General features: G+C 57.3%; 18 protein-coding genes and 1 tRNA gene. 5 read left to right on the forward strand and 14 right to left on the reverse strand.

All coding sequences use genetic code 11. The annotated features are described in order from the left end of the window. Window positions 1-5 precede the first annotated feature (5 nt). A complete protein-coding gene (locus tag VLX68_04380; protein ID HUI91468.1) occupies window positions 6-1,493 on the reverse strand; it encodes a right-handed parallel beta-helix repeat-containing protein in 1,488 nt (495 codons plus the stop codon). 465 nt (window positions 1,494-1,958) lie between these two features. Next, window positions 1,959-4,067, reverse strand: coding sequence for a FlgD immunoglobulin-like domain containing protein (locus tag VLX68_04385; protein HUI91469.1), 2,109 nt, complete (start codon window positions 4,065-4,067; stop codon window positions 1,959-1,961). A 481-nt stretch (window positions 4,068-4,548) separates the two neighbouring features. Between VLX68_04385 and VLX68_04390 the strand changes: the two genes are divergently transcribed. Together VLX68_04390 and VLX68_04395 are read left to right on the forward strand one after the other, a co-directional pair. Next, on the forward strand, window positions 4,549-6,444 hold the full coding sequence (locus VLX68_04390) for a T9SS type A sorting domain-containing protein (GenBank protein HUI91470.1): 1,896 nt from the start codon (window positions 4,549-4,551) through the stop codon (window positions 6,442-6,444). Between the two features lie 42 nt (window positions 6,445-6,486). Continuing rightward, complete coding sequence (locus VLX68_04395) at window positions 6,487-8,319, forward strand: FlgD immunoglobulin-like domain containing protein (protein ID HUI91471.1); 1,833 nt, start codon at window positions 6,487-6,489, stop codon at window positions 8,317-8,319. Window positions 8,320-8,390: 71 nt separating this feature from the next. On the opposite strand, the gene VLX68_04400 is transcribed toward VLX68_04395, so the two are convergent. The 8 genes from VLX68_04400 to VLX68_04435 form a co-directional block, all read right to left on the reverse strand. Continuing rightward, window positions 8,391-8,954: a hypothetical protein gene (locus tag VLX68_04400; protein ID HUI91472.1), complete on the reverse strand. Its 564-nt coding sequence runs from the start codon at window positions 8,952-8,954 to the stop codon at window positions 8,391-8,393. 81 nt (window positions 8,955-9,035) lie between these two features. Beyond that, the gene (locus VLX68_04405; GenBank protein ID HUI91473.1) at window positions 9,036-9,779 is read right to left on the reverse strand and encodes a fibrobacter succinogenes major paralogous domain-containing protein; all 744 of its coding nucleotides are present in this window, start codon (window positions 9,777-9,779) and stop codon (window positions 9,036-9,038) included. Between the two features lie 373 nt (window positions 9,780-10,152). Then, a tRNA-Leu gene (locus VLX68_04410) sits at window positions 10,153-10,239 on the reverse strand. Window positions 10,240-10,250: 11 nt separating this feature from the next. Next, window positions 10,251-10,745 (reverse strand): preprotein translocase subunit SecG, encoded by a 495-nt coding sequence (gene secG, locus VLX68_04415; protein HUI91474.1) that lies wholly within the window; start codon window positions 10,743-10,745, stop codon window positions 10,251-10,253. A gap of 22 nt (window positions 10,746-10,767) precedes the next feature. Then, window positions 10,768-11,523: a triose-phosphate isomerase gene (gene tpiA, locus VLX68_04420; GenBank protein HUI91475.1), complete on the reverse strand. Its 756-nt coding sequence runs from the start codon at window positions 11,521-11,523 to the stop codon at window positions 10,768-10,770. 167 nt (window positions 11,524-11,690) lie between these two features. Continuing rightward, window positions 11,691-12,953, reverse strand: a complete 1,263-nt coding sequence (locus tag VLX68_04425) for a phosphoglycerate kinase (GenBank protein ID HUI91476.1) — start codon at window positions 12,951-12,953, stop codon at window positions 11,691-11,693. 196 nt (window positions 12,954-13,149) lie between these two features. Then, window positions 13,150-14,214 carry a type I glyceraldehyde-3-phosphate dehydrogenase gene (gap, locus tag VLX68_04430; GenBank protein ID HUI91477.1) on the reverse strand — a complete coding sequence of 355 codons (1,065 nt, stop codon included), beginning with the start codon at window positions 14,212-14,214 and terminating at the stop codon, window positions 13,150-13,152. Window positions 14,215-14,785: 571 nt separating this feature from the next. Then, window positions 14,786-15,409 (reverse strand): nucleoside monophosphate kinase, encoded by a 624-nt coding sequence (locus VLX68_04435; GenBank protein HUI91478.1) that lies wholly within the window; start codon window positions 15,407-15,409, stop codon window positions 14,786-14,788. Window positions 15,410-15,626: 217 nt separating this feature from the next. On the opposite strand from VLX68_04435, the gene VLX68_04440 reads away from it, so the two are divergent. Then, entirely contained in the window at window positions 15,627-15,914 is a 288-nt protein-coding gene (locus VLX68_04440) for a hypothetical protein (GenBank protein HUI91479.1), read from the forward strand. A gap of 177 nt (window positions 15,915-16,091) precedes the next feature. Beyond that, window positions 16,092-16,910 carry a 3-deoxy-8-phosphooctulonate synthase gene (kdsA, locus tag VLX68_04445; GenBank protein ID HUI91480.1) on the forward strand — a complete coding sequence of 273 codons (819 nt, stop codon included), beginning with the start codon at window positions 16,092-16,094 and terminating at the stop codon, window positions 16,908-16,910. Window positions 16,911-17,134: 224 nt separating this feature from the next. Here the strand turns inward: kdsA and VLX68_04450 are convergent, their stop codons facing one another. The 4 genes from VLX68_04450 to VLX68_04465 form a co-directional block, all read right to left on the reverse strand. Next, window positions 17,135-18,271: a glycoside hydrolase family protein gene (locus VLX68_04450; GenBank protein ID HUI91481.1), complete on the reverse strand. Its 1,137-nt coding sequence runs from the start codon at window positions 18,269-18,271 to the stop codon at window positions 17,135-17,137. Window positions 18,272-18,807: 536 nt separating this feature from the next. Then, window positions 18,808-19,647: a ParA family protein gene (locus VLX68_04455; GenBank protein HUI91482.1), complete on the reverse strand. Its 840-nt coding sequence runs from the start codon at window positions 19,645-19,647 to the stop codon at window positions 18,808-18,810. A gap of 363 nt (window positions 19,648-20,010) precedes the next feature. Continuing rightward, window positions 20,011-21,657: a protein kinase gene (locus VLX68_04460; protein ID HUI91483.1), complete on the reverse strand. Its 1,647-nt coding sequence runs from the start codon at window positions 21,655-21,657 to the stop codon at window positions 20,011-20,013. After that, on the reverse strand, window positions 21,657-23,420 hold the full coding sequence (locus VLX68_04465; protein ID HUI91484.1) for a phospho-sugar mutase: 1,764 nt from the start codon (window positions 23,418-23,420) through the stop codon (window positions 21,657-21,659). The genes VLX68_04460 and VLX68_04465 overlap by 1 nt, the downstream gene beginning before the upstream one ends. Window positions 23,421-23,643: 223 nt before the next feature. Between VLX68_04465 and VLX68_04470 the strand changes: the two genes are divergently transcribed. Next, a complete protein-coding gene (locus tag VLX68_04470) occupies window positions 23,644-24,645 on the forward strand; it encodes a hypothetical protein (protein HUI91485.1) in 1,002 nt (333 codons plus the stop codon). Window position 24,646: the final 1 nt, after the last annotated feature.

Here is a 24,646-nt window from a genome sequence, read left to right on the forward strand (position 1 = left end):
CCTGTTTACTTGACCACAATTATTTTCTGGATCGCGCCTGTCGTCCTGCTCTTTACGATGCACGTTCCCTGCCTGTCAATCCGGTCCGCGAAAAGACGCTTGCCGGCGCAATCGTAAAGCGTGAGATCCACATTGTTCTGCAAACAGCGTTTGAGAAGCGCCGGGGTGATCGGATTTTGGATCATGGGACGCAGGGCTTGAAAATCCCGTTGTCCTGAAAATCCCCGTACCGCGGAATTCGAAAACTCGAACGCGCCGATGTCGAAAACGCCGTTGTACGGCCGCGCAGTGCCGTCGTAATCCGTGGCCACGGGGAGCGTTGTTCCCGCGTCAACGGCCGGGCTTGTCGAGGTGATGCGGAAATTGTTGTTCGCGGAATCCACGAACTGCGGGTCAACGTTCATCTTGTCATGGCCGCCGGTAGCGGCATAGGTGGACGCGTTGAACAGGTTGTAGTCCTCGGTGACCGGCGCGGCGCCGTTATTCACGATGATGGCGTGGTCGTAGCACTTGCTGAAGATGTTGTTCTTGACAATTGCGCCTGACGTGAAGCTCCCGCCGAACCCCGCGCCGTAGTACTTGATGTCATAGAACGTGTTGTTGTACACGAAAATGTTGGTGATGCCGTCGCTCACGCACAGGCCCCACGCCGCCGAATGCGCGAAAATATTATTCTTGAACGTGAAGTCGTGGTTGTTGTGATGATAGATGCCCTCGGCCATCAGGCCTTCGTCGCACTCGCTGCACCAGTTGCCGTCCCAGGTGATGTTGGCCGCGTGCTCGCCGTTGTTGTCGAAGGTCTGCCAGCAGTCGAGGTGCGCGCTGCCCACCTCGCTGAACACCGTGCCGTGGAAATAATTGTGCCTGAACATGATGCTGTCGCCGAAGAACCGCGAATAGTCGCAGTCGTCCGTGGTGTCGTACTGGAACAGGCGGTCGACCTCGTTTCCCTCCACCAGGAAATTGGTGCCGGTCACCGTGATGCCGTACTGGCAGTGGTGCACGTGGTTGGCGCCGATGTACACCGAGTCCCACGGCCCGCCGCTCCAGTTGGACTGGATGCCCGGCCCGGGAATGTCATGGCAGTAGTTGTCCACGATCTCCAGGTTGCTGCTCGAGATCCACACGCCCCCGCCGTTCCAGCCGCCTTGGCTGTAGGTGATGTCAAACCCCTCGACGCGAAGATAATTCGCGCTGCCCGTGTTGAACCCCTGCATGAACACGGTGCGACGGGGATCGGCCTTGAATACAATTTTTTTGCCGATTGAACCTGAATGACCGGAAGTAAACGAAATGCGCTCGTTGTAGGTTCCGGACTTGACAATCACGGAATCTCCGGCGACGGCGACCGCGGCGGCCTTGGAAATGGTCTTCCACGGCTGCGCCGCGGTGCCGGGGTTTGCGTCGGCGGAATTTGATGCGGACTGGTCGACGTAGTAGGTGGCGGCACAAACAATGGAACAGAAAAGAAGAACAGGAAGTGAAAGTTTCATGAAGCAGCCCCCTTTTATTAGAGTAGTGATAAACCCGCTTCTTATTAAATCTCCCGGCTCATGAACCTCATTGTCCATCTTACTAGTACATTCCATCATTTTATCGTAACGAACTTTTGGGGCACCATCATTGCTCCCGTTTTTCCACCCGGACATAAGTTCCTTGCGGCAAATCCTTTATGTCAAGCAATCAGGATTTTTCAATTCCGCCACCCAACTGCCGTATCACCAGCCTTTGAGTTTAATTGACTTAATGGAGGTATCAGGATATAACTGATAAAAAACATTCTCAATTCATATCATTTTTTCCACAATAGATCACTAACAATAGGGCAGACCCACGAGCCCCCCTTTCCAAGGGGTTCGGGGGTTGTTATAATAAGCATTTTCCTTGGCAGGTCTTGGGGGCGGCCAGCCCCTACCTGCTTTACCATTTTTTATTAAAAATGAAACAATCGTCTTCGGTCAAAATATCCCTACCACTTTTCTCACCCCTCCCGCTATTCCTATCACGTAAAGTCCCTCCGATAAACTTTTCCCCTGATTGTCCCTCCCGTCCCAGAAAAACCTCGCCCCGTTTGCCGACGATTGGTCCGGCGCAAGCGTTCTGACCGTCCGGCCTATTATGTCGCAAATTGTCAAACGGCATTTTGCCTCCGCGCCCGTCATTTTAATCATCCATTCATGCCCACCCGGCATCCGGCGGACGGATAGCGACACAGGCCCCTGCCTCATCAAATTCGCAGGAGCATTGGACACGGCCGTTGTATAGCAGTTGTCTGCGTTGAAGGTCAGCGGATCCCCGCTGCCGTCGGCCGGGCCCTTCATGATGTTCGCATAACAGTTGCACGCGGGGATCTGGTGCGCATGGCCCGCCAGGCCCGAAAGCGCGCCGCCGGAAACATCGGGGCCGATCGGCGGCCAGGCGATCGCGCTCGGCCACCACGCCGGCTTTGCAGACAGGAAAAACGAGGCGGGCAGCGTCTTGCCCGCGGGCACGGGATTGGCGTACTTGGCGATCGCGCTAGGCACTTCGGACGCCTCCCACCGCGCCGAGTCGCTCACGACGTCGTAATTGCCCCAGCGCATGGTCGTGGCCGGAACGAGCGGGTCTGCCGGGATGGTCACGGTGCCGTTTGAGTTGCCGCCGCCGAGGGCATACACCTGTCCGCTGCCGTACGGCGCCGGCGTCTGATAATTTATGGTGATGCCGGCGGTGCCGAGCACGTTGCCGACGATGTTGCAGTACCGCTTGTAGGAATCGAGCCGCACCGGGATCAGGTTGTTCAGCTTGCCCTTTTCCCATCCTGTAAAGCGGTTGCGGAACAGCGTGTTCATGCCGCCGGTGCCGTGGAACAGGTCGGCGCCGAACATTGACCCATCGTTGCCCTCGAGCAGGTCGAACTCGTTGCCCTCGTTGTGGTCGGTGGCGCTGCCGTACAGAAAATCGGCCGACGCGGTCTCGTAGTCGTTGATGGAGAAGTTGTACGCGATCACGTCTCCCACGCCGAGCTGCAGCAGCTGCGGCGCCGTGACGTGCTGGAAAATGTTGTTGATCACGAGGTTGTCCGACCCGAGGTATATCTCCACGCCGTAGCTCTGCGTCTGGCCGTGCTGCGTGCCGTAAAAATAGCAGTCGGCAATGGTGTTGTGCGCCGAGGCGCACAGCTGCACGTGGTTACGGTTGGAGTTGACGGACCGGACCCCCTTCACCCAGCAGTTGATCGCGCCGTACATGCTGATGCCGTTGATCTCGCCCGCGGCGCTGTCGTGGTTGATGGAAAGGTCTTCGAGCCCGGCGTTCTGCATCGGCCGCACCCACCACGCGCCGGGCGAAAGCGCGGCGGTCCAGGTCGGGGCGTACAGGGCCGGCGAGATGGTGTAGACACTCCCGTTGATCGCCGTGACCTTCACGATCTGCGTCTGACCGTGCTGGATGTTGTTTATCACGCGGCCGCCGTTTCCTCCTTCGAGTGAGCAGGGAAATGTGGTGTTGTCGCATACGAAAAGCTCGCCGTTGTCGGCCGCCGCGTTTTCCTGGTCGAGTATGAGGTACTGCCCCACGGCGATTCCCGAGCTGCCCACGTTCGTGAGCGTGATTTGCGCGGTTCCCTGCGCAAAGCCGGCGGTCCAGACCGCGGCATTGGTGCCGCCCGGCCATGCATCTTTGTCGCCGCCCCATACGTGATTCTCGGCCGTAAAGCACACCACGCCGTAGCCGCCGAAACAGGCGTTGACGCCGGTGAAGACCAGGAAGGTCTTGTCCGCGCCGGCGCCGCGCACCGTGACATCGCTCTTGAGCACGATGCCGCCTGCCAGGGAATACGTTCCGGCGCTCAGGGACACCACCTGGCCGGCCGGGCACGCCGCGATGGCCGCGTTGATCTGGTCGGCCGTGGCGCCCGGGTTGAGCGTGGTGTAAATTGCGGCCCTGTTCGGGACGCCCCCTTCGACGCCGGCCTTGCCCCAGTCGATCGACCGGCTGGCCGCGACGATGCCGGTTGCGTTCTGGGAATAGGCAAGCCCGAGCGATACTATCACGGTGATGACCGTTTTTATTGGGATATGTGACATTTCTATCCTCCCCGGTTTGGAATTCTTTTCTAAAATGCCCGCTCTATCAAAATAATACCCAGATATTCCCTTTTTCGCAAGACAAATGTGGGATATCATCGGACTGTTCGGGCCAGGTCATTTCCGGCATCCGGCTCAAGAACAAATTTTTTCATAAATATGCTTGGGCCGTTCATCGCCAATATATTTTAGTAGCCGTTGAGGGGGAGGGGAATTGCATCGGGCAAAAGGTGCCGCAGCATCGGCGCTGAAGCGTCATGCGGCAAAATGCATTTTTTGTTCCGACTGCGCTTAAAAAATTCCTCGGATTTCACCCCGAGACTTTCCCCCGTCCCCGCCATAATCTCATAAAAACTCATTGATTAATTTCTTAAAATGACGGCATTATTTCCTTATATTATCGTCTGCAAAACAGCCGGGGCTTATTAATCGCTTAATCGGAGCCGATACACTTTTTACCACACTTTAGAGGAGGTCTTTAATGGTCCCCTTCAACCGAACAAGCTTGAAAATCGGCGTCGTGCTTTGCTTTTGTCTGCTGTCGGTAAGCCATGCCCAGCCGCCAAGAACCGGCGGCTATGCCGGGCAGATGAACGGGACCAAATCATGGGACCTGCCCAACGCGCCGAGCGGCACGCGGCCCGACCAGGCATGGCATTGTATCGGTTCATCTCCGGACGGCGACATTTACATTTCGGGCCAAGACCATGCCACCAATTCCATGCTCTACCGGCTTTACCAGAAAGACGACACCCTGCGCTACCTCGGCGACGCGCGCGCGGCCTCGCAGGCGGTGAACAACTGGCAGACCGGGGAAACCTGCCAGAAGTTCCACGACCGCCCCATTTTCTTCAATGGAAAAGTCTACGTGGCGTCGCTGGACCGCTCGACGCTCGATAATGCCTTCTTGTCAACGCGCGGGTTCCACTGGTACTGCTACGACACCGCCGCCAACACCTTCAGCGACCTCAGCGTCAGCGAGCCCAACGGCATCGGCGCCCCGCATCTGCAGCTGATCTGCATCCAGCCCGACCCCAAGAAAAACGTGATGTACGGCAACACGATCCCGGAAGTCAAGGAAGTGAGCTACGACATCGCCAAAAAAGTGACCACGGTGCTCGGCCGGCCCTCGCAATGGACCACGCCCCCATACCTTTACAGCGACCGCGTCCAGTGGGTGGATTCGCGCAGCAGGTTGTACATCACCGCGGGAAACGACCGGGCGCAATGGAACATGGGCGAGCCGGTGAGCACCTTCAACCATGTGTGGTATTACGATCCCGCAAGCGGGTTCGGCGAGCTGCCCAATTTTCAGCTCCAGGGCGCCAACGCCATGGAGTGCGGCGGATGGAACAGGGAGCACACGAAATGGTACGGGTCCGACGACCACGGGCACCTGTACTGTTTCACCGACAGCGGCCCCACGTGGACCTACCTGGGAACAACCGGCATCAACCCGGTGCAAAAGGTGTGGACGCTGGAAGTCGCCCCCGACGGCGACAAGCTGTACGTCGGCCGCTGCGACAATGAGAACGGTCTGAACGAGCCCCGCGCGATTTTCGAATTCGACCTCGCGGCCAAGACCTCGCGCCAGATCGTCACCATTACCGAGTGCGACAACAAGGCGACATACGATTTCATGACCGGCTACGATTCCTGGGACCGTACCGGTAATTTCTACGTGGCCGATTTCTCCATGGACGACGGCGCCGGCACCCTTATGGTGCGCCTCAATCCCGTGAAGATCAAGGTGGCAAAGGGCCTGCTGCCCGAGCTGGTGACGGTGACCGCCGCACCCGGTCCGAACGGCGACGTGATGGTCACCCGCACTGGCGCCACCACGGGCAGCCTGAAAGTCATTTACGAATTGACGGGTTCCGACTCTAACAACAATCAGCTCCTGAAGACCTACGGCAGCGCGACGATTTCCGCCGGCGCCGCCTCCGCCGACGTGACGGTTGACAAAACGCAATTCCAGGGCATTGCGGGAATTTCCAGCCTTGTTTTCTCGGTAGAGTACGACGGCGACAACTACCTTGCGGGAAGCAGCCGCCTGGTGCCGCTGCAGTTGACCGCCATCCGGGTCCGGCCGCAGGGAACGGGACCGGCGGACAAGGCGCTCATGGAAACGTTCCGGAACCCTTCCGGCGCCACGGTCGTGCGGCTGAACATCGCGAGGGCCTCTTTGACCCAGCTCAGCATTTATGATTTGACCGGAAAGCTCGTCACCACGCTGCTCAACAGGCATCTCGGCGCGGGCGTGTACGAGTTCCCGCTCAAAAAGCGCGCCGGCGGCGGCATTGCGATCAGCGGCGGCTTTATCGCGGAAGTAAAGACCGGCGGTTTGTCCATGAGCAAGAGAATCGTTCTGTATTAACGAAATGTCCGATTTTCCTTACCGTTCCCGCAAGGGGGAATCATGGCGAATCAGAGGATTTCTTTCGTTTGGTGTTTCGTCCTTTCCGCCGGCACGGCCCTCTCCTGCCTTGGCGTTCCCCAGACCGGCGGCTATGTGGGAAAATACCCGTGGGTGCGCACCTGGCAGCTGCCTAACACGCCCGACGGCATGCGGCCGCACGCGTGCTGGCATTCGATCGGGAACGCGCCCGACGGCGACATTTACGTGGGCGGCATGGACCACACCACCAACTCGGCCCTGTACCGCATTTACATGAGCGACGACACGCTCCGCTACCTCGGCGACGCGGCCGCAGCGTCCGAGGCGGTCAACAACTGGGACAGCGGCGAAACGTGCCAGAAGTTCCACGACCGGCCCACGTTCCACAACGGCAGGGTCTACGTGTTCTCGCTCGACCGCTCCGACATCAGCGATGCGTATCTGTCAACGCGCGGCTACCACGTGTACGCCTACGACGTGGCCCAGAACACGTTCTCCGACATGAGCGTGAACAACCCGGGCGGCGTGGGTGCGCCGCACCTCCAGGTGGTCACGCTGGCGCCCGATCCCAAGAACAACCGCGTGTACGGCGCGGTGATCCCCACGGTCGACATCGTGTATTACGACGTCGCGAAAAACCTGGAGTTCACCGTGGGCCGCCCCGCCACGTTCACGCAGTACATTTACACCAACCGGTTCATGTTCGTGGATTCGCGCGGCAGGCTCTACTTTACGGCCGGCAGCGAATACTGGTCGCCGGGCTCGGACCCGAACATCTACAACCATGTCCACTACTACGAGCCGTCAACGAACACCTTCGGCGATTTGACGGATTGGAAACTCAACCTCAACGCCTTTGAGATGGGGCAATGGACGCGGGACAGAAAAACCTGCTACGTGGAGGACAATAAGGGCAACACGTTCAGGTTCGATGATTCCGCCGCGGCGTGGACGTCGCTCGGAAGGCCGTTTCCCAACGACCCGAACTGGATTTTCCAGGTGTCGCCGAATTCGAAGAAAATCTACAGCGGCAACAACACCATCGTGGAGTACGACATCGCCTCGGGCAAGGTGATCAACACGCTGTGCGCGACCGGCGATCTTGACGCTCAGGCGGGCGCCCAAAAATACTGGATCGGCTACGATTCGTGGGACAACAACGGCAATTTCTATTTCGCAAGCTTCTCGGACTACGGGATCAACGTGCTCGTCACGCGGTTCAATCCCGTGCAACTGAAGATCGCGAAAGGGATTCTGCCCGCGCTTGTCCAGGTGGAGGTCGCGGCTTCCTCGAACGCCAACGAGTTCATCGTGACGAGGAAAGGCGGTTCCACCTCCTCAAGCCTCGACGTGGTGTATAACGTCGATGCGGCCGAGAACAACGCGTCATTGATGAAACAGGCGCGCGGGACCGTGACCATTCCCCCGGGCCAGGATTCGGCGACCGCGGTCCTCACGCAGGATCAGCTGGCGCTCGTCAGCGGAAAATACGTTTTTACCGTCATCGGCGACGGCGATCAGTATCTGCCGGGAGCCCACAGGAGCGTGAGCGCGGTGAACACGGGGGTTGTTGCAAAAAGCAATCATGGTCCTGAAAGCAAACAGCTGCTCAGCTGTTTCAGAAGCGGAGCGGGAGCAATAACATTCAGGGTCTTTGCGCCGGAAGGATCGTCCATGACGCACTTGTCAATCTATGATCTTCATGGGAAATGCGTCAAGGTGCTGCACGCCGGAGCAATTTCAAGCGGCAGCCACGATTTCACCCTGGACGAAGGCAGTATGGCGAAAGGAACATATGTCGCACGGCTGACGCTTGACCGACAAACGGTACAGCGCCGGGTGGCCAAGTATTAGCAGCGCTTTTTAAAATGCACATAAAAAAACCCGTTCCGGACGGGTTTTTTTATCGGAACGGCGTTCCACTCTTATTTTTCGGCAATCGCCTTGTACTTTCCCAGAAACGCCTCCGCGTCCGCGACCGCCCTGTTCGGGTCCGGATAATTATTAAATGTCAACTGGAAATAAAACCGTCCGAAACAGGAGTACACCACGAGTCCGTTGTATGTCTGCGATCCCTCTGCGGACGCCGAGAAATCCGGCATGGTCACCGGGTGATTCATGTCTGCCCGCGAGTGTTTGAGAGTGTCCCAGACCGCAAATGCATCGGCGGCGGTCCCGTAGTCAATGATAACAACGTTCACCGTGGTCGTCTCCGCCGCGTTTTCATACGAGGTGTGAAAACCGTTCCTGACGGCGTTGTTCATCAAATAAACCGAGTCATAAAGGAGGTTGTATACGTCGGTGTCCCCGAATTCCTGAAACGCGCCCGCAGACTCAACCCAGCCTGGGGCGGGAGCCGCGACATGCAGGTCGATCAAGGCGGCCGGCGCACTGCGCACCGGTGAATTCGTGCACGTTGCAAACGATAGTCCAACAACGAGGATGCTGCATGCCGCCATTATTTCCTTATCGAGCCCCACGAGTCGCATCGGTAAATCTCCTTGCGGAAAAGCCCTCGACATCCGGCAGGGTTAAACGTGCCGCTTTATCAAGCAAGAATTAATTATGGGTCAGTCCTTCACCAGCCGCACCGAGAGGCCCGTGTTGTCGAGGATGAGGTAACTGTCGAGATAGTCATGGGAGCTGCTGAGCATCCGGTAATCGGAATGCGCGACGTCCTCCGCCGTGGCGGTCCACCAATACCCCATCTGACCGATGCTTTTAAAGTCAACGTCGTAGAAGCGGATGCCCGCCGGAAGGCCAGAAAAGCCGCTGCCGTCGTTGGCCGCCGTGTTCCAGCCGACGTCCCCGGAATCGGTTGCCGCGTTCCAATCCGTCTTTGCCGCAAGGGACTTCCCTATCCCGTTGCCCGTGTCCGACCCGTCCCAGTTGTATCCGTGCGCGACCAGGTAATTCCGCAGGGTGTCCCATTCCGCGCTCGTGGGCACGTGCCATCCCGCGGGCGCGAGCCTGCCCGTGCCGACGGTGTACCAGTTGTAAAGCAGGCCGAATTTCTTGATGCTGTCGGCGTCGGTCGTGTTGTTGTAGGATGCGTACGCGGGCGTGGACAGCGTCGCCCACGTTGACAAAAGCGGAGCGTGAGGGATCGGCGTCCCGTCGTTGTAGGCGGTCGTCCGCAGATTTTCCGCGGTCCAGACCTGGTTGCCTATCTTTACTGCTGTGTAAATATTCCCGTCGATATCTTTTACGGTGGTGCCGCCGGTGTCCGGGCCGGTGGAGGTTTTTGTGCAGGCGATTGTTGACAGAATGATCGCCGCGACCGATCCCGCAAGCAAATACTTGATTGTCGTCATGGAAACTCCCTTTTGATAAAAATAAAAATTGGCAAAATCAAAAAAGGCTGGGCGTTCCCCTGCTTCGCGGGGTCGGCCGGCATGAGGCAAACGACATAATAAAGCGCGAAGCGCAACTACCTTACCTCGGGGAACGAAGTGACAATGCGCTCTGGCGCACCCTCCGGTCCACCTGACGCCTGGCATAAGTCAAGCACCACTCCTGAATTTATTTGCCCGTCATAATAAATGGATTCAACCGGCATTTACCTGTTAGAATAAAATATCATCCGCTCGTAGGGCAAAGTTTTTATTTGAAAATTCTTACGCGGATTGGACTGGATGGAAAAAATAAATAGTGGAAAAACCAAAAACGAGAGCATGGATAAAAGAATGGTGCGGTCGGTCGGAATCGAACCGACACAGGATTGCTCCCACATGCCCCTCAAACATGCGTGTCTACCAGTTCCACCACGACCGCATTACCACGTGCTACTTGCCTTTTCCCCTTGACGGGGCGGGCGCCGGCAATGCCGGTGCCGGCTGCGTTGTCGGGCCAGGGGCTTTCGGCGTCGCGCCCTGGGGCAGGCCCTGAGGGACGGGCATACCCTGGGGACCGGCTTCACCCTGTCCCTGGTTTCCGACCGGAAGTCCCTGCTGTCCCTGCAGCACGGACGACGGCGAATACGAGCCCTGCTTCTCGGCGCGCTCCTTGAGCGCGGACTTGATCTGGCTTTGCGAGGGATGCGAAACGAATATCGACATGATCAGGCACAGTCCCAGAAAAATTCCGGCCGAGATCGCCGTCGCCCTGGTGAGGATGTTGGCCGTATCGCCCGCGCCCAGCAGGCTCGTCGCGCTGGAGAAGCCGCCGCCGAGCGTGCCCGATATCCCGCCGCCCTTGTCGGACTGGATCAGAATAATCATGCACAGAAAGACGCACACGATCACGAACAGCGCAATAAGAATTCCGAAAATCCACGACATACTGTGACTACCTCTTGCAAAATTATTTAGGTTTTACAATCCCCAAAAAATCGTCAGCCTTCAGCGCCGCGCCGCCGATAAGCCCACCGTCGACGTCGGAAAGCGCGAGCAGCGCCTTTGCGTTGTCCGGTTTCATGCTGCCGCCGTACTGAATACGGATTGCGCCGGCGGTATCGGTATCATGCATCCCGGAAACCTGCTTGCGAATGAAAACATGCATTTCGTTGGCCTGGTCCGGTGTCGCCACCTCTCCGGTCCCGATGGCCCACACCGGTTCGTAGGCGATGGTGCATTTGAGCGCGTCGGCCTTGGCGACGCCCGCAAAGGCGCCCTTGATCTGCGTCTCCACCACCGAGAACAGCTTCCCTGTTTTACGTTGTTCAAGCGTCTCGCCCACGCAGACGATGGGCAGGAGCCCGGCGGCGAGCGCCGCCTTCACCTTCTTGTTCACGGTCTCGTCGGTCTCGTGGAAATACTGGCGCTGCTCCGAATGGCCGATGATCACGTATTCCACGCCCACGCTCCTGAGCATGGCGCAGCTCACCTTGCCGGTGAACGCGCCCTTAGCCTCCCAGTGCACGTCCTGGGCGCCGAGCTTTACCGAGGTGCCCTTGACAATTTCGGAAACCGTCTTGAGGCTGACGTACGGCGGGCATACGGCGATGTCCACGTCCGTTTCCGCGCCCATTTTCGCCACGATGCCTTTTGCGAGCGCCTTCGCCTCGTCAAGCGTGGTATTCATTTTCCAGTTGCCGGCAATGAATTTTTTTCGTGCCATGACCACATTCTCCTTAGGGCAAATAAAATATGTTATGGTAACCCGTGTATATTTACGATTTTCTATAATGTGTCACTCCCGCGAAAGCAGGAGTCCAGGCTTCCTAAATGAAAACAAAATGGATTCCCGCTTCCGTGGGAATGACGGCAGCGATTCGTCCTTTAAATCTACCGGTCGAGCAAAGCTTTCACGCCGGGCAGCTCCTTGCCTTCCACGAGCTCGAGCGACGCGCCGCCGCCTGTGGAGATGTGGGACATCTTCGCCGACAGGCCCATTTTATTGACCGCCGACACCGAGTCGCCGCCGCCGATGACGGTCGTGGCGCCCTTAAGCGACGCAAGCGCCTGGGCGATGGCCTTGGTGCCTTCGGCGAATTTCGGAAACTCGAAAACGCCCATGGGCCCGTTCCAGAACACGGTCTTCGCGCCCGCAATGGCCGCCTTGAATTTCTCAATTGATTTCGGCCCGATGTCCATGCCGAGCCAACCGTCTTCGATCGCCTCGCCCGCCGACGCCTTCGACACCGCGTCGGCAGAAAATTCCTGCGTCACCACATGGTCCGCGGGGAGCAGAAGCTCGGTTTTCTTTTCCGCCGCCCTGTCAAGAATGCCCTTTGCGGTTTCCACCATGTCGTCCTCGACCAGCGACTTGCCCACCGAAACGCCCTTGGCCTTCAAGAAGGTGTAGGTCATGCCGCCCCCGATGATCAGTTTGTTCACTTTGTTAAGCAGGCTTTCGAGCACCGCGATCTTGCTCGACACCTTTGCGCCGCCGATCACCGCGACAAACGGTTTTGCCGGGTTCTTCACGATTTTTTCCTGAAGGTATTCGAGCTCCTTTTCCATGAGGAACCCTGCAACCGCGGGCAGATGGTGCGCAACGGTCTCGGTCGACGCATGCGGCCGGTGCGCCGTGCCGAACGCGTCGTTCACGTACACGTCGCCGTACGTGGCGAGCGCGGCCGCCAGTACTTCGCGCTCGGACTCCTCCTTGGAGGTCTCTTCCTTGTGGAAGCGCGTGTTCTCGAGCATGCAGATGCCGCCCTGGGGCAGCGCCTTGACAATCGCCTCGGTCTCGGGCCCCATGCACGCGGGCGCGAACTTCACCTCTTTGCCGAGCAGCTTGGCAAGATACTCGGCCACGGGCTTCATCCTGCACTTGCCGTCGATGAATTTCTTTTCGTCAAACGGTTTGCCGTCCTTCTCCGCCTTTTCCTTCGCCTTCTTCGCGTCTTTTTTCGGGTCGCCCAGATGGGACATGAGCACCAGGCTCTTGCAGCCCTGTTCGAGCACGTACTTGATCGACGGCAGCGCCGCCTTGATGCGCGTGTCGTCCTGCACAACGCCGTCCTTCATGGGAACGTTGAAATCCACGCGCATGAGCACGCGTTTTCCTTTTACGTCAATGTCGCGGATGGTCTTTTTAGAAATTGCCATAATGCTTCTCCTTGCCAAGAAAATCAATACTCCACCGCAAAGACGCAAAGGTCGCAAAGAAATCCATTATTCATTTTATTCCTCTTTGTGTTCTTTGCGGCTTTGCGGTGATTTTTTTCTACTAAAACAAGCCAGCGGCGGGGACACCGCCACTGGCTTTTATCAACAACTCACCTGTTACTTTGAAAAATTACTTCTTCTTCGCCATGAACTTGATGAGGTCGATCACCCGGTTCGAATAGCCCCACTCGTTGTCATACCACGACACGACCTTGAAGAAGCGCTTCTCGCCCTTCAGGTTGTTCTTGACAGTTGCGAGCGAGTCGTAGATGGACGAACGGGCATCGTGGATGAAATCGGTGGAGACCAGTTCCTCGTTGCAATAGCCCAGGTACCCCTTGAGGTAGGTCTCCGACGCTTTCTTCATCGCGGCGTCGATTTCCTCGATGGACGAATCGCGCGCCGAGCGGAACGTGAGGTCCACGACCGAGACATCGACCGTGGGAATGCGAAACGACATGCCCGTGAGCTTGCCTTTTGTGGAGGGGAGCACCTCGCCCACCGCCTTCGCGGCGCCCGTGCTCGAGGGAATGATGTTGATCGAGGCCGCGCGGCCGCCGCGCCAGTCCTTCTTGGACGGGCCGTCAACGGTCTTCTGCGTCGCAGTCGTGGCATGGATCGTGGTCATCAGACCGGTCTCGATGCCGATACCCTCCTTGATGAGCACGTGCACCAGCGGAGCGAGGCAGTTGGTCGTGCACGAGGCGTTGGACACGATGTTGTGCTTGGCGGGATCGTATTCGTTCTCGTTCACGCCCATGAGCAGGGTCTTGACCTCGCCTTTGCCGGGGGCCGAAATAATGACCTTCTTCGCGCCCGCCGCAAGGTGGCCTTTTGCCTTTTCGGAATCGGTGAACAGGCCGGTGGACTCGATGACCCATTCGACGCCCAGCGCCTTCCACGGAAGCTCGGCCGGCGTCTTGGTGGCCATGATGCACTTTGTCTTGAAACCGTTCACGACAAAGACGTCGTCCGCTTCCGCCGTGGGAGCGCTTTTCTCAGTCTTGATGTCGTGTTTGAAATGGCCGTGCACGGAGTCGTATTTCATCTGGTAAGCGAAGTATTTCGCGTCGGTGGTGACATCGACCACGGCAACGACGTCGATTTCCTTGCCCAGAATCCCCTGGTCCGCGATCGCCTGGTACACGAGCCTTCCGATGCGGCCGAACCCGTTGATGCCAACTTTAAGTGCCATGAAAATCCTCCAATTTTAATTGTGAAAAGGTATATGTTATGTTTGGTTGTCTTTTCTTTTTATGTCAAAGGAGTACGGTGAAATTTCAGGGTTATTGCTTTCCAAAGAAGGTGTGAAAATATACTTTCACACTGAAGCGGCAGTCAAGTTTTAGGGATGCAGGTTGATGGATACTTTGTGATTTTTTTCTGAATAAAATAATCAAGAAAAATATAGAAATTATTGGCGCCTGCCGGGCAGGGCACCGGCCTGACGGCGAGGGCCGGGCAGCACCGCGCTCTTGCGACGGCCTCCGGTCGCCCCTGGCGCGGAAAGTCATCCGCTATTTTTCCAAACCAAGCGCAGGGGCGAAACCCTGCTTTAAACTTTGTGCTTCCTCATTCACCTCATGGAAATTGAAGGCGAATTACGAATAATCAAGAAACTTTGAAAAAATTATAGACGACGGCATGCGCCATCACGTATCATATGGATGGAAAAGTACTTGACTAAAGCTTGTCGAACCGTTTTTTATTTATGAGACCCTTCGACAGGCTCGGGGTGACATCAGCCAAAGGAGGGCTTTCATGAACTAGGTGGTGATAATCCGCTCCGCCATTTCCCCCGGCCCGGTATTCTCCCCCACCTTGACAACAAGGATTTCCACCTTCTTCCTGCCGAAATATTCCACGAGCGGATAGGTCTCGTATTCAAACGACGCGATCTTTTTATTGAAGATTTCCATCTCGCTGTCTTGCCGTTTGCCCCGGTCCTCAAATCCCTTTCCCGCTTCAGCATTTTTCTTGCGTGCCAAGGCAACTGATGCCGGGCAATCAAGATAGACCACTTTTTCCACAGCCACATTTATCTCTTTCAGAAAATCAGCTTGAACAATGCTTCTTGGAAATCCATTGAGAACAAGCATATCATTCCTTGGATTTAATTTTATCGCCTGGACAAAATGCCTGAATATTTTTCTCGCAACCGGCAGATGCGCTTTGTCAATGAGCTGTCCTTTCATCACTGATTCGACGTATTCACTCTCACTCTTGGTAAGTCCCGCATATCCCGGTTCGTCAATCACCCGCCTTAACTGACCGCCGAAGTCAAAATGGAAATACCGTTTTTCGGGCGTGGAGAATTTTTCCTGAATGTAATCGCCCAGCGGCGATTTGCCGGAATTGGAGGTGCCGAGAATGAGAATCGAAGAAATCATTCCAGTTTTTATTGAAGCGGGAAGGGTGGAAGGCGGAGCATAAAATGTTGCATACGATTCTCTTTTTGCACGTTTGAGTTGATAGTTGAGTTAAGGCATTTTGCGAGTCACCAAAAAATAGATTTTGGAGGCGGCAAGCCCAAGCCGCCCAACATGATTACCCAAAGTAGGTACAATTATTGCTGAATTCTTATGGTATCAAAAATAAGGAGGTCCTATGATCAAAAAAGCCGTTATCGCCCTTGTTTGCGGCGTCTTGTTCCTGAATTGCGCCGTGGGTTTTGTCGGTCGAAGGGGGCATGTAGTGATCGTGCCTGCGCTTCCGGAGATTGTTGAGGTGGATCCCGACGGTTATTACTATCAAGGCGACTATGTCTATTGGTACAACGGGGGCGTCTGGTTCTATGCAAGATCAAGGGGAGGGCCATGGATACGCTTGCCGCGGGAACGCTATCCCCATGACACCCATTTCAGACACCACGAGGAGCATCATGAAGAACGTTAATTAAGGCAGATAAATAATGGGGGTGTGCGTTCTATAAATACGGTCGCGGGGAATTTTAAGGTAACGCGCCCATATCGCATATCCCTCCTCATTTTATCCTAATAAAACCCGGGCGCTTCCTTTTCCCCTCCCCTTTTGCTATTTTCTTCTCAGCAAAACAATCAGAAAGAAATCACCATGCCGAATCTCAATATCTATCCTTTTTCAACAAAAAAGCCCGGCAGGAAAAGCCTTTTCTTCATCGCTGGCCCCTGCGTGATCGAATCAGAGGGCCTGTGCCTGGGCATCGCCGAAACGCTCGCCGCAGCGGCCGCGAAGGAAAATGCCGTCATCATTTTCAAGGCGTCCTACGACAAGGCGAACCGCACGTCCCGGTCGTCGTTCAGGGGACTGGGAATGAAACGCGGGCTCAAGATTCTCGAAAAGGTTAAATTGAAAACCGGCCTTCCGGTCCTCACCGACATCCATTCTCCGCAGCAGGCGGCCGAAGCCGCCGACGTGGCGGACATCCTGCAGATCCCGGCCTTTTTATGCAGGCAGACCGACCTGCTCGTCGCAGCGGCGAAGACCGGCAAGTTCGTTAATGTCAAGAAGGGCCAGTTCATGGCGCCGGCCGACATGAAATACTCGCTCGAAAAGGCCGGCAGGAAGGCGTGGATCACCGAGCGCGGCACCGTGTTCGGCTACAACAGGCTCGTGGTTGACTTTGCGGGAATCCCCGTTTTGAAAAGGCTCGGCGCGCCCGTGATTTTCGACGCCACGCACAGCGTGCAGACGCCGGGCGGCGGCAGGGGGCGCTCGTCGGGAAACCGCGACCTCGCGCTGCCGCTCGCGCGAGCTGCCGTGTGCATGGGCGTTGACGGGCTGTTCTTTGAGATCCATCCGAACCCGGAAAAGGCATTGTGTGATAAAGACAACACCATTTCGGTGAAGGAGTTTGTGAAGAATATTCCGAGGTTGGGGGACTTGTTTGATGAAGTGAGTTCGTGGAAATAAAAAAGGCTGATACTATGGTACCAGCCCGCCGACATTTTCACTGATTCACATCCGCGTCAAGCGTTAACGCTCAAACGCTCCACCTTTTCTCTGCGCTTCTGCGGTGAATCTTGTTTTAATCTCAACAGGGATTGCTTCGTCGCAAAGAACTCCTCGCAATGACACGTCTTTTCTCAACTCATCAAGGTAGTAACGTTCTAACGCATTAACGCTCCAACTCTTTCTTACCACACCACAATCCGCTCCGTCCTCACCAGCCCCAGCGCGTCCACTCTTCCCACATAAACGCCGCCTGACCAATTCCCTTTATTTTGGGGAATGATCTGCTCGCCCGAGCCTATGCCGCTTGCTCCGTACATGAAGCGTCCTGACGCATCTGAAACAGACACCCGGTACTGCGTGGCGGTCGGCGGCAGCCTGAACGCGAGCCTGCCGTCCGCCCTGCTGTAGAAAACATACGGCGTGAGGCAGGTGCCCGAAACAACGCGGCCCCACTGCACCGTGGAACTGCCGTGCGCGTCGCGGAAATCGATGCCGGTCTGCGAGAGCGCGCCCGCGCTGGTGAACAGGGCCGACAACTCGAACCCGGCCTGCGATGCGTCCACGAACCAGGCGTACCGCTGGACAAAGGAGAGGTCTTCAAGCATGGCGATGACCTGCGGCACGAACGTGTCCACCTGCGCCTGCGTGAGCGCGGCCGCGTTGCTGCCGCACCAGCCAAGCGTTTTGCAGTCGGGCGCCCCGAATTCGGTGAGCCAGATCGGCTTCTGGTATTTGTTGTAGGCGTTGGTGAGGAACGTCTTGAGCGCCGACACCGCGTTGGCGGCGTTGGGCGGCGCGTAGTAATGGAGGCAGATGAAATCGACGCGGTAATTGTTCGCGGCGGCCTGCGACATGAAATCGTCGAGCCACGTGCCCGGGCTCGACGGCGCCGGGCTGCCGAGGATGAGCCCGGTCGAGATCAGCTTCGGCCACAGGCTGATGGCCTGCGCCACGGTCATGTTGGCCTGGCTGCCCAGGTCGGGCTCGTTGAAGCCGAGCAGGTAATGGTACGTGCCGTTGTTTTTCCCTGTTGTCAAGGCGCTGACGGCCTGGTCGGTCACGAAGTTCGTTCCCCAGAGCATGGGCACGAATTCCATCGGCTGATAGCCTGCGGGCACGGAACCTGAATGCGGGCTGCTGCCCCAGTCATAATACCAGCTCGCATCGGCAAGCGCCAGATTGGCCGGGCCGTACTTTGCGGCCGCAATGCCTTTTTTGGGCGTGACGATGGTTGCCGCATTCTCCTTGCCATAACCCGGTAGGAAAAAAAACATTAAAGCGGTTAAAAGCAGTACACTTCCCCTACGCGCGGTTTTCATCAAATGCCTCCCTTTATAATAGGAATAAGGAACTGCCCAGCCCCCTTAGTAATTTACCTAAAAAAAGGGACTTTTTCAACCTTTATCATCAAGGCTGGATAAAAAAAGGGCCGCCTGTTTTCAAGCGGCCCTATCCACCATTTTACAGGGATTAATCGATTATTAAACAGAAACCCCATCCCTGCATTATTTATGGTCGCTGAAAGTGTTTTTAAAGTTTAAAAATAAAAGACTTTTTGCGGGGAAAGTCAGCCTATCTCATAACACCTTAATAATCATGGCGCCTGCCGGTCACGGCACCGTTCCTTCTTCCGGGCCCCGCTATTCGCCTCGTTGCCGGACCGCCCGAAGTCGCCTTCGGCGAAGGGTGCTCCCGGCGGATGGTTAGGACTTGAATCGGGCGGTACCTGGCTGCACCCAGGAGGGGATAGCGGAGGACCGGTAGCGTGCTTTTCCGGAAACGGGTTCGAAGGATATGATGTGGAGCGCGACCGGGCCGGAGCGAGGGGGATACTTTCCCCCCATCAAAATTATTTTTAGTTACCGTTTAACTGCCTTGACAAATACCTCTCCCGCGCCTCCTCGCTCTTCCGCTCATCCCTCTTGTCAAGCATGACTTCCCACACTTTTTTCTCGTCCAGGTCGAACAGCTCATGGATGAGCTTGAGGTAATATGCCGCGCCGCGCGAGGCGAGGCGGTGCAGGAAGAGGATCTTGTTCTCGGTGACGAGCTCGTCGAACACGGAATCATCGGGAATGGGCGTGGCCGTGACCCTGCCGGGGAACAGCCTGCGCAGCGCGGCGAGAAAGCTGTTCTGGCGCAGCGTGTCGCGGTAGAAATTGGGGATTATCTTTGTGATCCTGCCGCCCCCGGGATGTTCCTGCGAGAGCATTTTCTCCATTTCGACGACGCCGTCCACCGCGAACTGCCTGAGTTCAACGGGTACGAAGATCTCGCCGCAGGCGTACACCGAGGAGATCTGCAGCCGGCCCATGCCGGGCGCGTTGTCGATGAGGACGAAATCGTAGAAGCGGCCGAGGTCGCATGCGTCAAGACAACGGCGCAGGCCGTGCACGTCGGCAACGTCGGCGTCGCACAGCGCCTGCGACGACGTCACCACGTGCAGGCCGGCAAGCTCCGTGGAGCGCACGCAGCGCAGGAACACGCCGGCCGCCTCGTGCGCGGGCACGCGGTACACGTCGCGGATGCCCGGCGAGCACACGCCCGCGCCCAGCATTGCCGAAAGGTTGTGCTGGCTGTCGTTATCGATCGCGAGCACCTTGAAGCCCACGAGCGACAGCGCCTGCGCGGTGCAGCCGGTGAAGGTGGTTTTTCCGACTCCGCCTTTGCGATTTAAAATGGATACTATTTTCATATAATGAATATATCTTTTTACGCTACGTTGAATTTTACAAAGGGAAATCTATTTCTCTTACTTTCTATTGATGTTGTGGGGGCTCCACCCCCACACCCCGGCGCTGATGGCGGAGAAAAAAAACCAAAACCGGAAATTGTTTTATGCCCGGCGTTAGGCGGGACTGGAGGCCGCGCTGGAGCGCGGTGGTGCCCGTCCCCTCGCCGACAGGCATATAAGGGCCGGCAGCCCGAGCCGAAGGACGACGACCCTTGTGACCCTTGGAAATCCCTGACGAGGGAGAAGCACCCGAAGGGGTGGACCGGAAGGACGGCCGACCCCGCGAAGCGGGGGAACGCCCACGTTTTTATTTTTTGTGTTTGTCTATTTTCTCCGCTGGCGGTCTATTTTCCCCAGCTCATTCAAACGCTTTTTAGCAATTTGGCACTGTTCATCGGCGGTCTTCGAGGAACATCCTGAAAACTCAATGAAATAGTTCCACGCCTTCACCGCCTCGATGAGTTCGGCCTGTGCGTAACTGTCAAGCGCTGCTTTTTTGTCAAGCGTTGACGCCTGGTAAAACAATATCTCGCGCTTGAAGTCGGCGGTGAACGGCACCACGGAGCCGGCCTGCGACGCGAGCGCCGCGTCGAGCCTTGCCTTTGCGTCGTCGAACATGCCGAGCATGTGGTAGGTTTCGCCGAGGTACGCGTCGATGGCCGGGTCGGAATAGTGCGCCCGCAGGTGCTCGAGGGTTTTCCTCGCCTTGTCGTACTGGCGCTCCTGCTTGAGGTAAATTGCGGCGAGCCTGATCTGCGCTTCGAGATATTCATTGGCGAGCCCGCCCTTTTCCATCGGCGGCACGAGCCGATACACGCCCTCCGCGTCCTCCCAGCGGCTGTTGCGCTCCATGATTTTCCCGCGGTCAAGCAGCCCGGCCGCGGGCGATTCGGTGTAATGCGGCGCGGCGCTTTCGATGGTGTGCATGCGTCGCAGGGCGACGAGCGACAGGATGAGGGCAGCCAGCGACAAGACGAACGCAATGGCGCTGAAACTTCTTCTGAACGAGAAGGGCACCATGAGCCGCCTGCCGATGCCCCAGTTCGTCAGCGACTGGAGGCTCGCCTGCAGGTCGTCGATGATCTCATGTGCGGTGCCGGGCCGGTGGTCCGCGTTCTTCGACAGCAGCTTGTCGATGAGCTCCTCGGTGAGCGACGAAACCGACGGCCGGACCTTGTTGACCGGCGTGTAGTTGCACTCGCTGATCTTCTTGATGAGGGCGGTGAGGTTCTCTCCTGTAAAGGGCTTCCGTCCCGTGACGAGCTCGTACATCACGATGCCCAGGGAGAAAAAGTCGCTCCGGATGTCAAGCGCTCCGCCCGCGAGCTGCTCCGGCGACATATAGTGGAAGGTGCCCACGATCATGCCCTGCATGGTGCTGCTCGTGATGCTGAGCGGCTTTGCCGCGCCGAAGTCCATGAGCTTGACCTGCTTTGCCGGCGTGATCATGATGTTTTCCGGCTTGATGTCGCGGTGCAGGATGCCGTGGATCACCTCGCCCGACGGCCCGGAAATCTCCGCGTGGTGCGCATAGTCGAGCGCGCGCGCGACCTGCAGGGCGATGTTGAGCACCTCGCGCTCGCTGATCTTCGGGTTCGCGCGCATGTAGTCGCGCAGGGTCTGGCCGGCAAGGTATTCCATTTCGATGTAGAAATGGCCTCCCACCTCGCCGGTGTCGAACACGCGCAGGATGTTGGGATGGTCGAGCCGCGCCGTGAGCTGCGCCTCCTGGCGGAAGCGGGCGAAAAAATCCTCCTCGTCGGCAAGCGACGGCTTGAGGACCTTTACCACCCTGTCAAGATCAAAGGGGATGTTGTGCGCCTTGTAAATGAAGGCCGTGCCGCCCTCGTTGATTTTTTCAATGACGCGGCAGTTGCCGATGGCGGCGCCGATGAACTGGTCCGGGGGCGGCGGCACGGGCTGGTCGTGCCCGGCCGGCGTGTTTATTTTTATTTTTTTTGTGTCCGGCATCAGGTCCCTCCGTCGACTAGGGTGGTGATCTCCTTCCGGATCGCCTCGATTTTCGCCTTTACCGCGGCGCGGCCCCGGTCAAGGGGCGCGCCCGGCTCCCCCCGGCACGAGGCGTAGAACTTGATTTTCGGCTCCGTGCCCGACGGCCGCGCCGTGATGATGCTGCCGTCGCCGCACACGAACTGCAGCACGTTTGACGAGGGGAGCGCGATGGCCTTCTTTTTTGTTTTGTCCTTCATGTCAAGCGAGGTGCCGTCGAGGTAGTCCTTTACCGTTGCAACTGCCAGGCCGCCGAGCTTCGCGGGCGGCGCCATGCGCAGCCGCTCCATGAGGCCGTTCATGACCGCGAGCCCCGACTCGCCCTTGAAATACCGTGACACCTGCGTCTCCTCGAAATAGCCGTATTTTTCGTACAACTGGTTGAGCCGGTCGAGCAGGGAGCGCCCTTGCGATACATGGTACAGCGCCATTTCCGCGGTCATCACCGCGGCCGACACCGCGTCCTTGTCGCGCACACTCGTGTTCACGAGATAGCCGTAGCTTTCTTCGGTGCCGAACAGGTACGACGGCCCGTTTGTCTGTGTCTCGAACTGGCGCATTTTCTCGGCGATGAACTTGAACCCGGTGAGGATGTCGTGGCACTCTATGCCGTGGTCTTCGGCGATGAGCCTGCCGAGCTCGGTGGTCACGATGGACTTGACAAACGCGCCGCGGACCGGCAGCGTGCCCAGCTCCTGCCGCGCGGAAAGGATGTAGTCGAGCAGCAGCACGCCGAGCTGGTTGCCGGTGAGCAGGAGATAGCCGCCGGCGGCCGGCACCGCGATGCCCAGACGGTCGGCGTCCGGGTCGGTGGCGAGCACCAGGTGGGCTTTTTCCTTTTTCGCAAGGTCGAGCGCCAGCTTCATGGCCGACGCCTCCTCGGGGTTGGGAACCGCCACGGTGGGGAAATCGCCGTCGGGCTCCTTCTGTTCCTTGACAAAGACCACTTTTATGCCCGCATCGGCCAGCGCCTTCTCCACCGGCATGGCGCCGGTGCCGTGGAGCGGCGTGTAGACCACTTTCAGCTGATTTCCCTGCGCCTTCACCAGCGCGGGCCGCAGCACGCAGGCCTTGACCATGGCGATGAACGCCTCGTCGACGTCCCGGTCGATCATCTTGAGAAGGCCCTTTTCAAGCGCTTCGTCTTTCGTCACGAGAAGGATTTCATCCCCCGCCACCGCCCTCACCAGCTTCACGATGCCGGTGTCGTGCGGGGCGATGATCTGCCCGCCATCGGTCCAGTACACCTTGTAGCCGTTGTATTCGGGCGGGTTGTGGCTCGCCGTGATCACGATGCCCGCGGTGGCCGAAAGTTTACGGACGGTAAACGACAGTTGGGGCGTCGAGCGCAGCGACGTGTACAGGTGCGTTGTTATGCCGTTGGCGCACAGCACGCGCGCCGCGTCAAGCGCGAACTCCGGGGAAAACCTGCGCGAATCGTAGGCGATTGCGACCGAGGCTTTTTCGGCAGGCACGGCCTTTTTGATGTAATTGGCGAGCCCCTGGGTCGTCTTCTGGATGATGAACGAGTTGAGCCTGTTGTACCCGCCGCCGATCACGCCGCGTATGCCGCCCGTTCCGAACTCAAGCTCGGTGTAAAACCGGTCCGAGAGCTCGGCATAGTCTTTTCTGGCAAGCAGGTCTTCAACCTGTTTTTTAAAAAACGGGTCTTTTTCGAACCTGATGTATTCCCGGGCCTTTGCAATGATTTCCGCTGTTTCCAACGCCCATGTTCCTTTCATGTTTTACATTTTGGTATATATAATTAATGTTGTGCGTTCGGCTTCTGGAAAACAAAAAATAATAAATGAGGTATCAGGGGAAAATAAAGTAACCGGGGACAAAACAGAGTATATTTTATTGAAGCGATGTTGACATCCCGTCAAGCTGTCCCCGGTTTTGCGGGCGAATAAATGGCTTCGTGGAAAAAGGAGCGGGAACGCGGCAATGGCCCTTCAAATCGTCTTCCTGGCTGCAAGCCTCCTTCTCATCCTCTTCTGCTGCATCATTTTCGTCAACGCGATCGAGCTTTTCGGCAAATCGCTCAATTTACACCAGGGGATCGTGGGAAGCATCCTTGCCGCCATAGGAACCGCGCTTCCCGAAACCGTCATCCCCATCATTGCCATTCTTTTCACCGGCGGAAAAGCCGCCAAAGACGTGGGCATCGGCGCCATCGCCGGGGCGCCGTTCATGCTCGGCACGCTCGCGTTTTTCGTCGCCGGCTCGGCGGTCCTGATCTATGCGCTTCTCGGCAAACGCACTCCGGAAATGACCGCGGACATTAAAAATCTTGAGCGCGACCTCACCTTTTTCCTGATCTATTACAGCATCGCCATCGGCACTACCTTTTTTCATGAGCACGCGGTTTTGAAGGCGATGGTGGGGCTTGCCCTGCTCGCGTCATACCCCCTTTATCTGCGGTGGACCATTAAAAGCAAGAACGATGAAATAGAGACAAAAGATAATCTTTACATTTCGGGAATTTTCCGCCTGCGCCCAACGCTGTTTTTAATCATTGTGCAGCTGGCCGTGAGCCTTGTCCTGCTCGTTGTTGGGGCGCATTATTTCGTGGTCTATGTCCAGGCGTTGTCTGTTTCCCTCGGCGTACCCGCGCTCATCCTGTCACTCATCATCACGCCCATTGCCACCGAGCTTCCGGAAAAACTCAATTCCATCATATGGGTGGGAAAAGGCAAAGACACGCTCGCGCTCGGCAACATCACGGGCGCCATGGTGTTCCAGAGCTGCTTCCCCATCGTGTTCGGAATGCTGTTCACCGAATGGCGCCTTCGGGGCGCGACGCTGGTGTCGGCCGGGTGCGCCCTTTTGTCGGCGCTCATCGTTCTTGCATGGGTAAAAACCGCCCGGTCGCTGAACCCCTATGTTCTGTGCCTTGGCGGCGTGTTCTACGGCGTTCTGATCACCTATATTGTTCTGGAAAAATAAC

The sequence above is a fragment of the Chitinivibrionales bacterium genome (assembly GCA_035516255.1).
Taxonomy (GTDB): domain Bacteria; phylum Fibrobacterota; class Chitinivibrionia; order Chitinivibrionales; family FEN-1185; genus FEN-1185.

Coding starts and splice junctions, on each gene's coding strand:
- VLX68_04380 (HUI91468.1), bottom strand. CDS start 1,493: ATGAAACTTTCACTTCCTGTTCTTCTTTTCTGTTCCATTGTTTGTGCC.
- VLX68_04390 (HUI91470.1), top strand. CDS start 4,549: ATGGTCCCCTTCAACCGAACAAGCTTGAAAATCGGCGTCGTGCTTTGC.
- kdsA (HUI91480.1), top strand. CDS start 16,092: ATGCCGAATCTCAATATCTATCCTTTTTCAACAAAAAAGCCCGGCAGG.
- VLX68_04470 (HUI91485.1), top strand. CDS start 23,644: ATGGCCCTTCAAATCGTCTTCCTGGCTGCAAGCCTCCTTCTCATCCTC.
- VLX68_04405 (HUI91473.1), bottom strand. CDS start 9,779: ATGACGACAATCAAGTATTTGCTTGCGGGATCGGTCGCGGCGATCATT.
- VLX68_04385 (HUI91469.1), bottom strand. CDS start 4,067: ATGTCACATATCCCAATAAAAACGGTCATCACCGTGATAGTATCGCTC.
- VLX68_04435 (HUI91478.1), bottom strand. CDS start 15,409: ATGATTTCTTCGATTCTCATTCTCGGCACCTCCAATTCCGGCAAATCG.
- VLX68_04460 (HUI91483.1), bottom strand. CDS start 21,657: ATGCCGGACACAAAAAAAATAAAAATAAACACGCCGGCCGGGCACGAC.
- VLX68_04450 (HUI91481.1), bottom strand. CDS start 18,271: ATGAAAACCGCGCGTAGGGGAAGTGTACTGCTTTTAACCGCTTTAATG.
- gap (HUI91477.1), bottom strand. CDS start 14,214: ATGGCACTTAAAGTTGGCATCAACGGGTTCGGCCGCATCGGAAGGCTC.
- VLX68_04440 (HUI91479.1), top strand. CDS start 15,627: ATGATCAAAAAAGCCGTTATCGCCCTTGTTTGCGGCGTCTTGTTCCTG.
- secG (HUI91474.1), bottom strand. CDS start 10,745: ATGTCGTGGATTTTCGGAATTCTTATTGCGCTGTTCGTGATCGTGTGC.
- VLX68_04395 (HUI91471.1), top strand. CDS start 6,487: ATGGCGAATCAGAGGATTTCTTTCGTTTGGTGTTTCGTCCTTTCCGCC.
- tpiA (HUI91475.1), bottom strand. CDS start 11,523: ATGGCACGAAAAAAATTCATTGCCGGCAACTGGAAAATGAATACCACG.
- VLX68_04455 (HUI91482.1), bottom strand. CDS start 19,647: ATGAAAATAGTATCCATTTTAAATCGCAAAGGCGGAGTCGGAAAAACC.
- VLX68_04400 (HUI91472.1), bottom strand. CDS start 8,954: ATGCGACTCGTGGGGCTCGATAAGGAAATAATGGCGGCATGCAGCATC.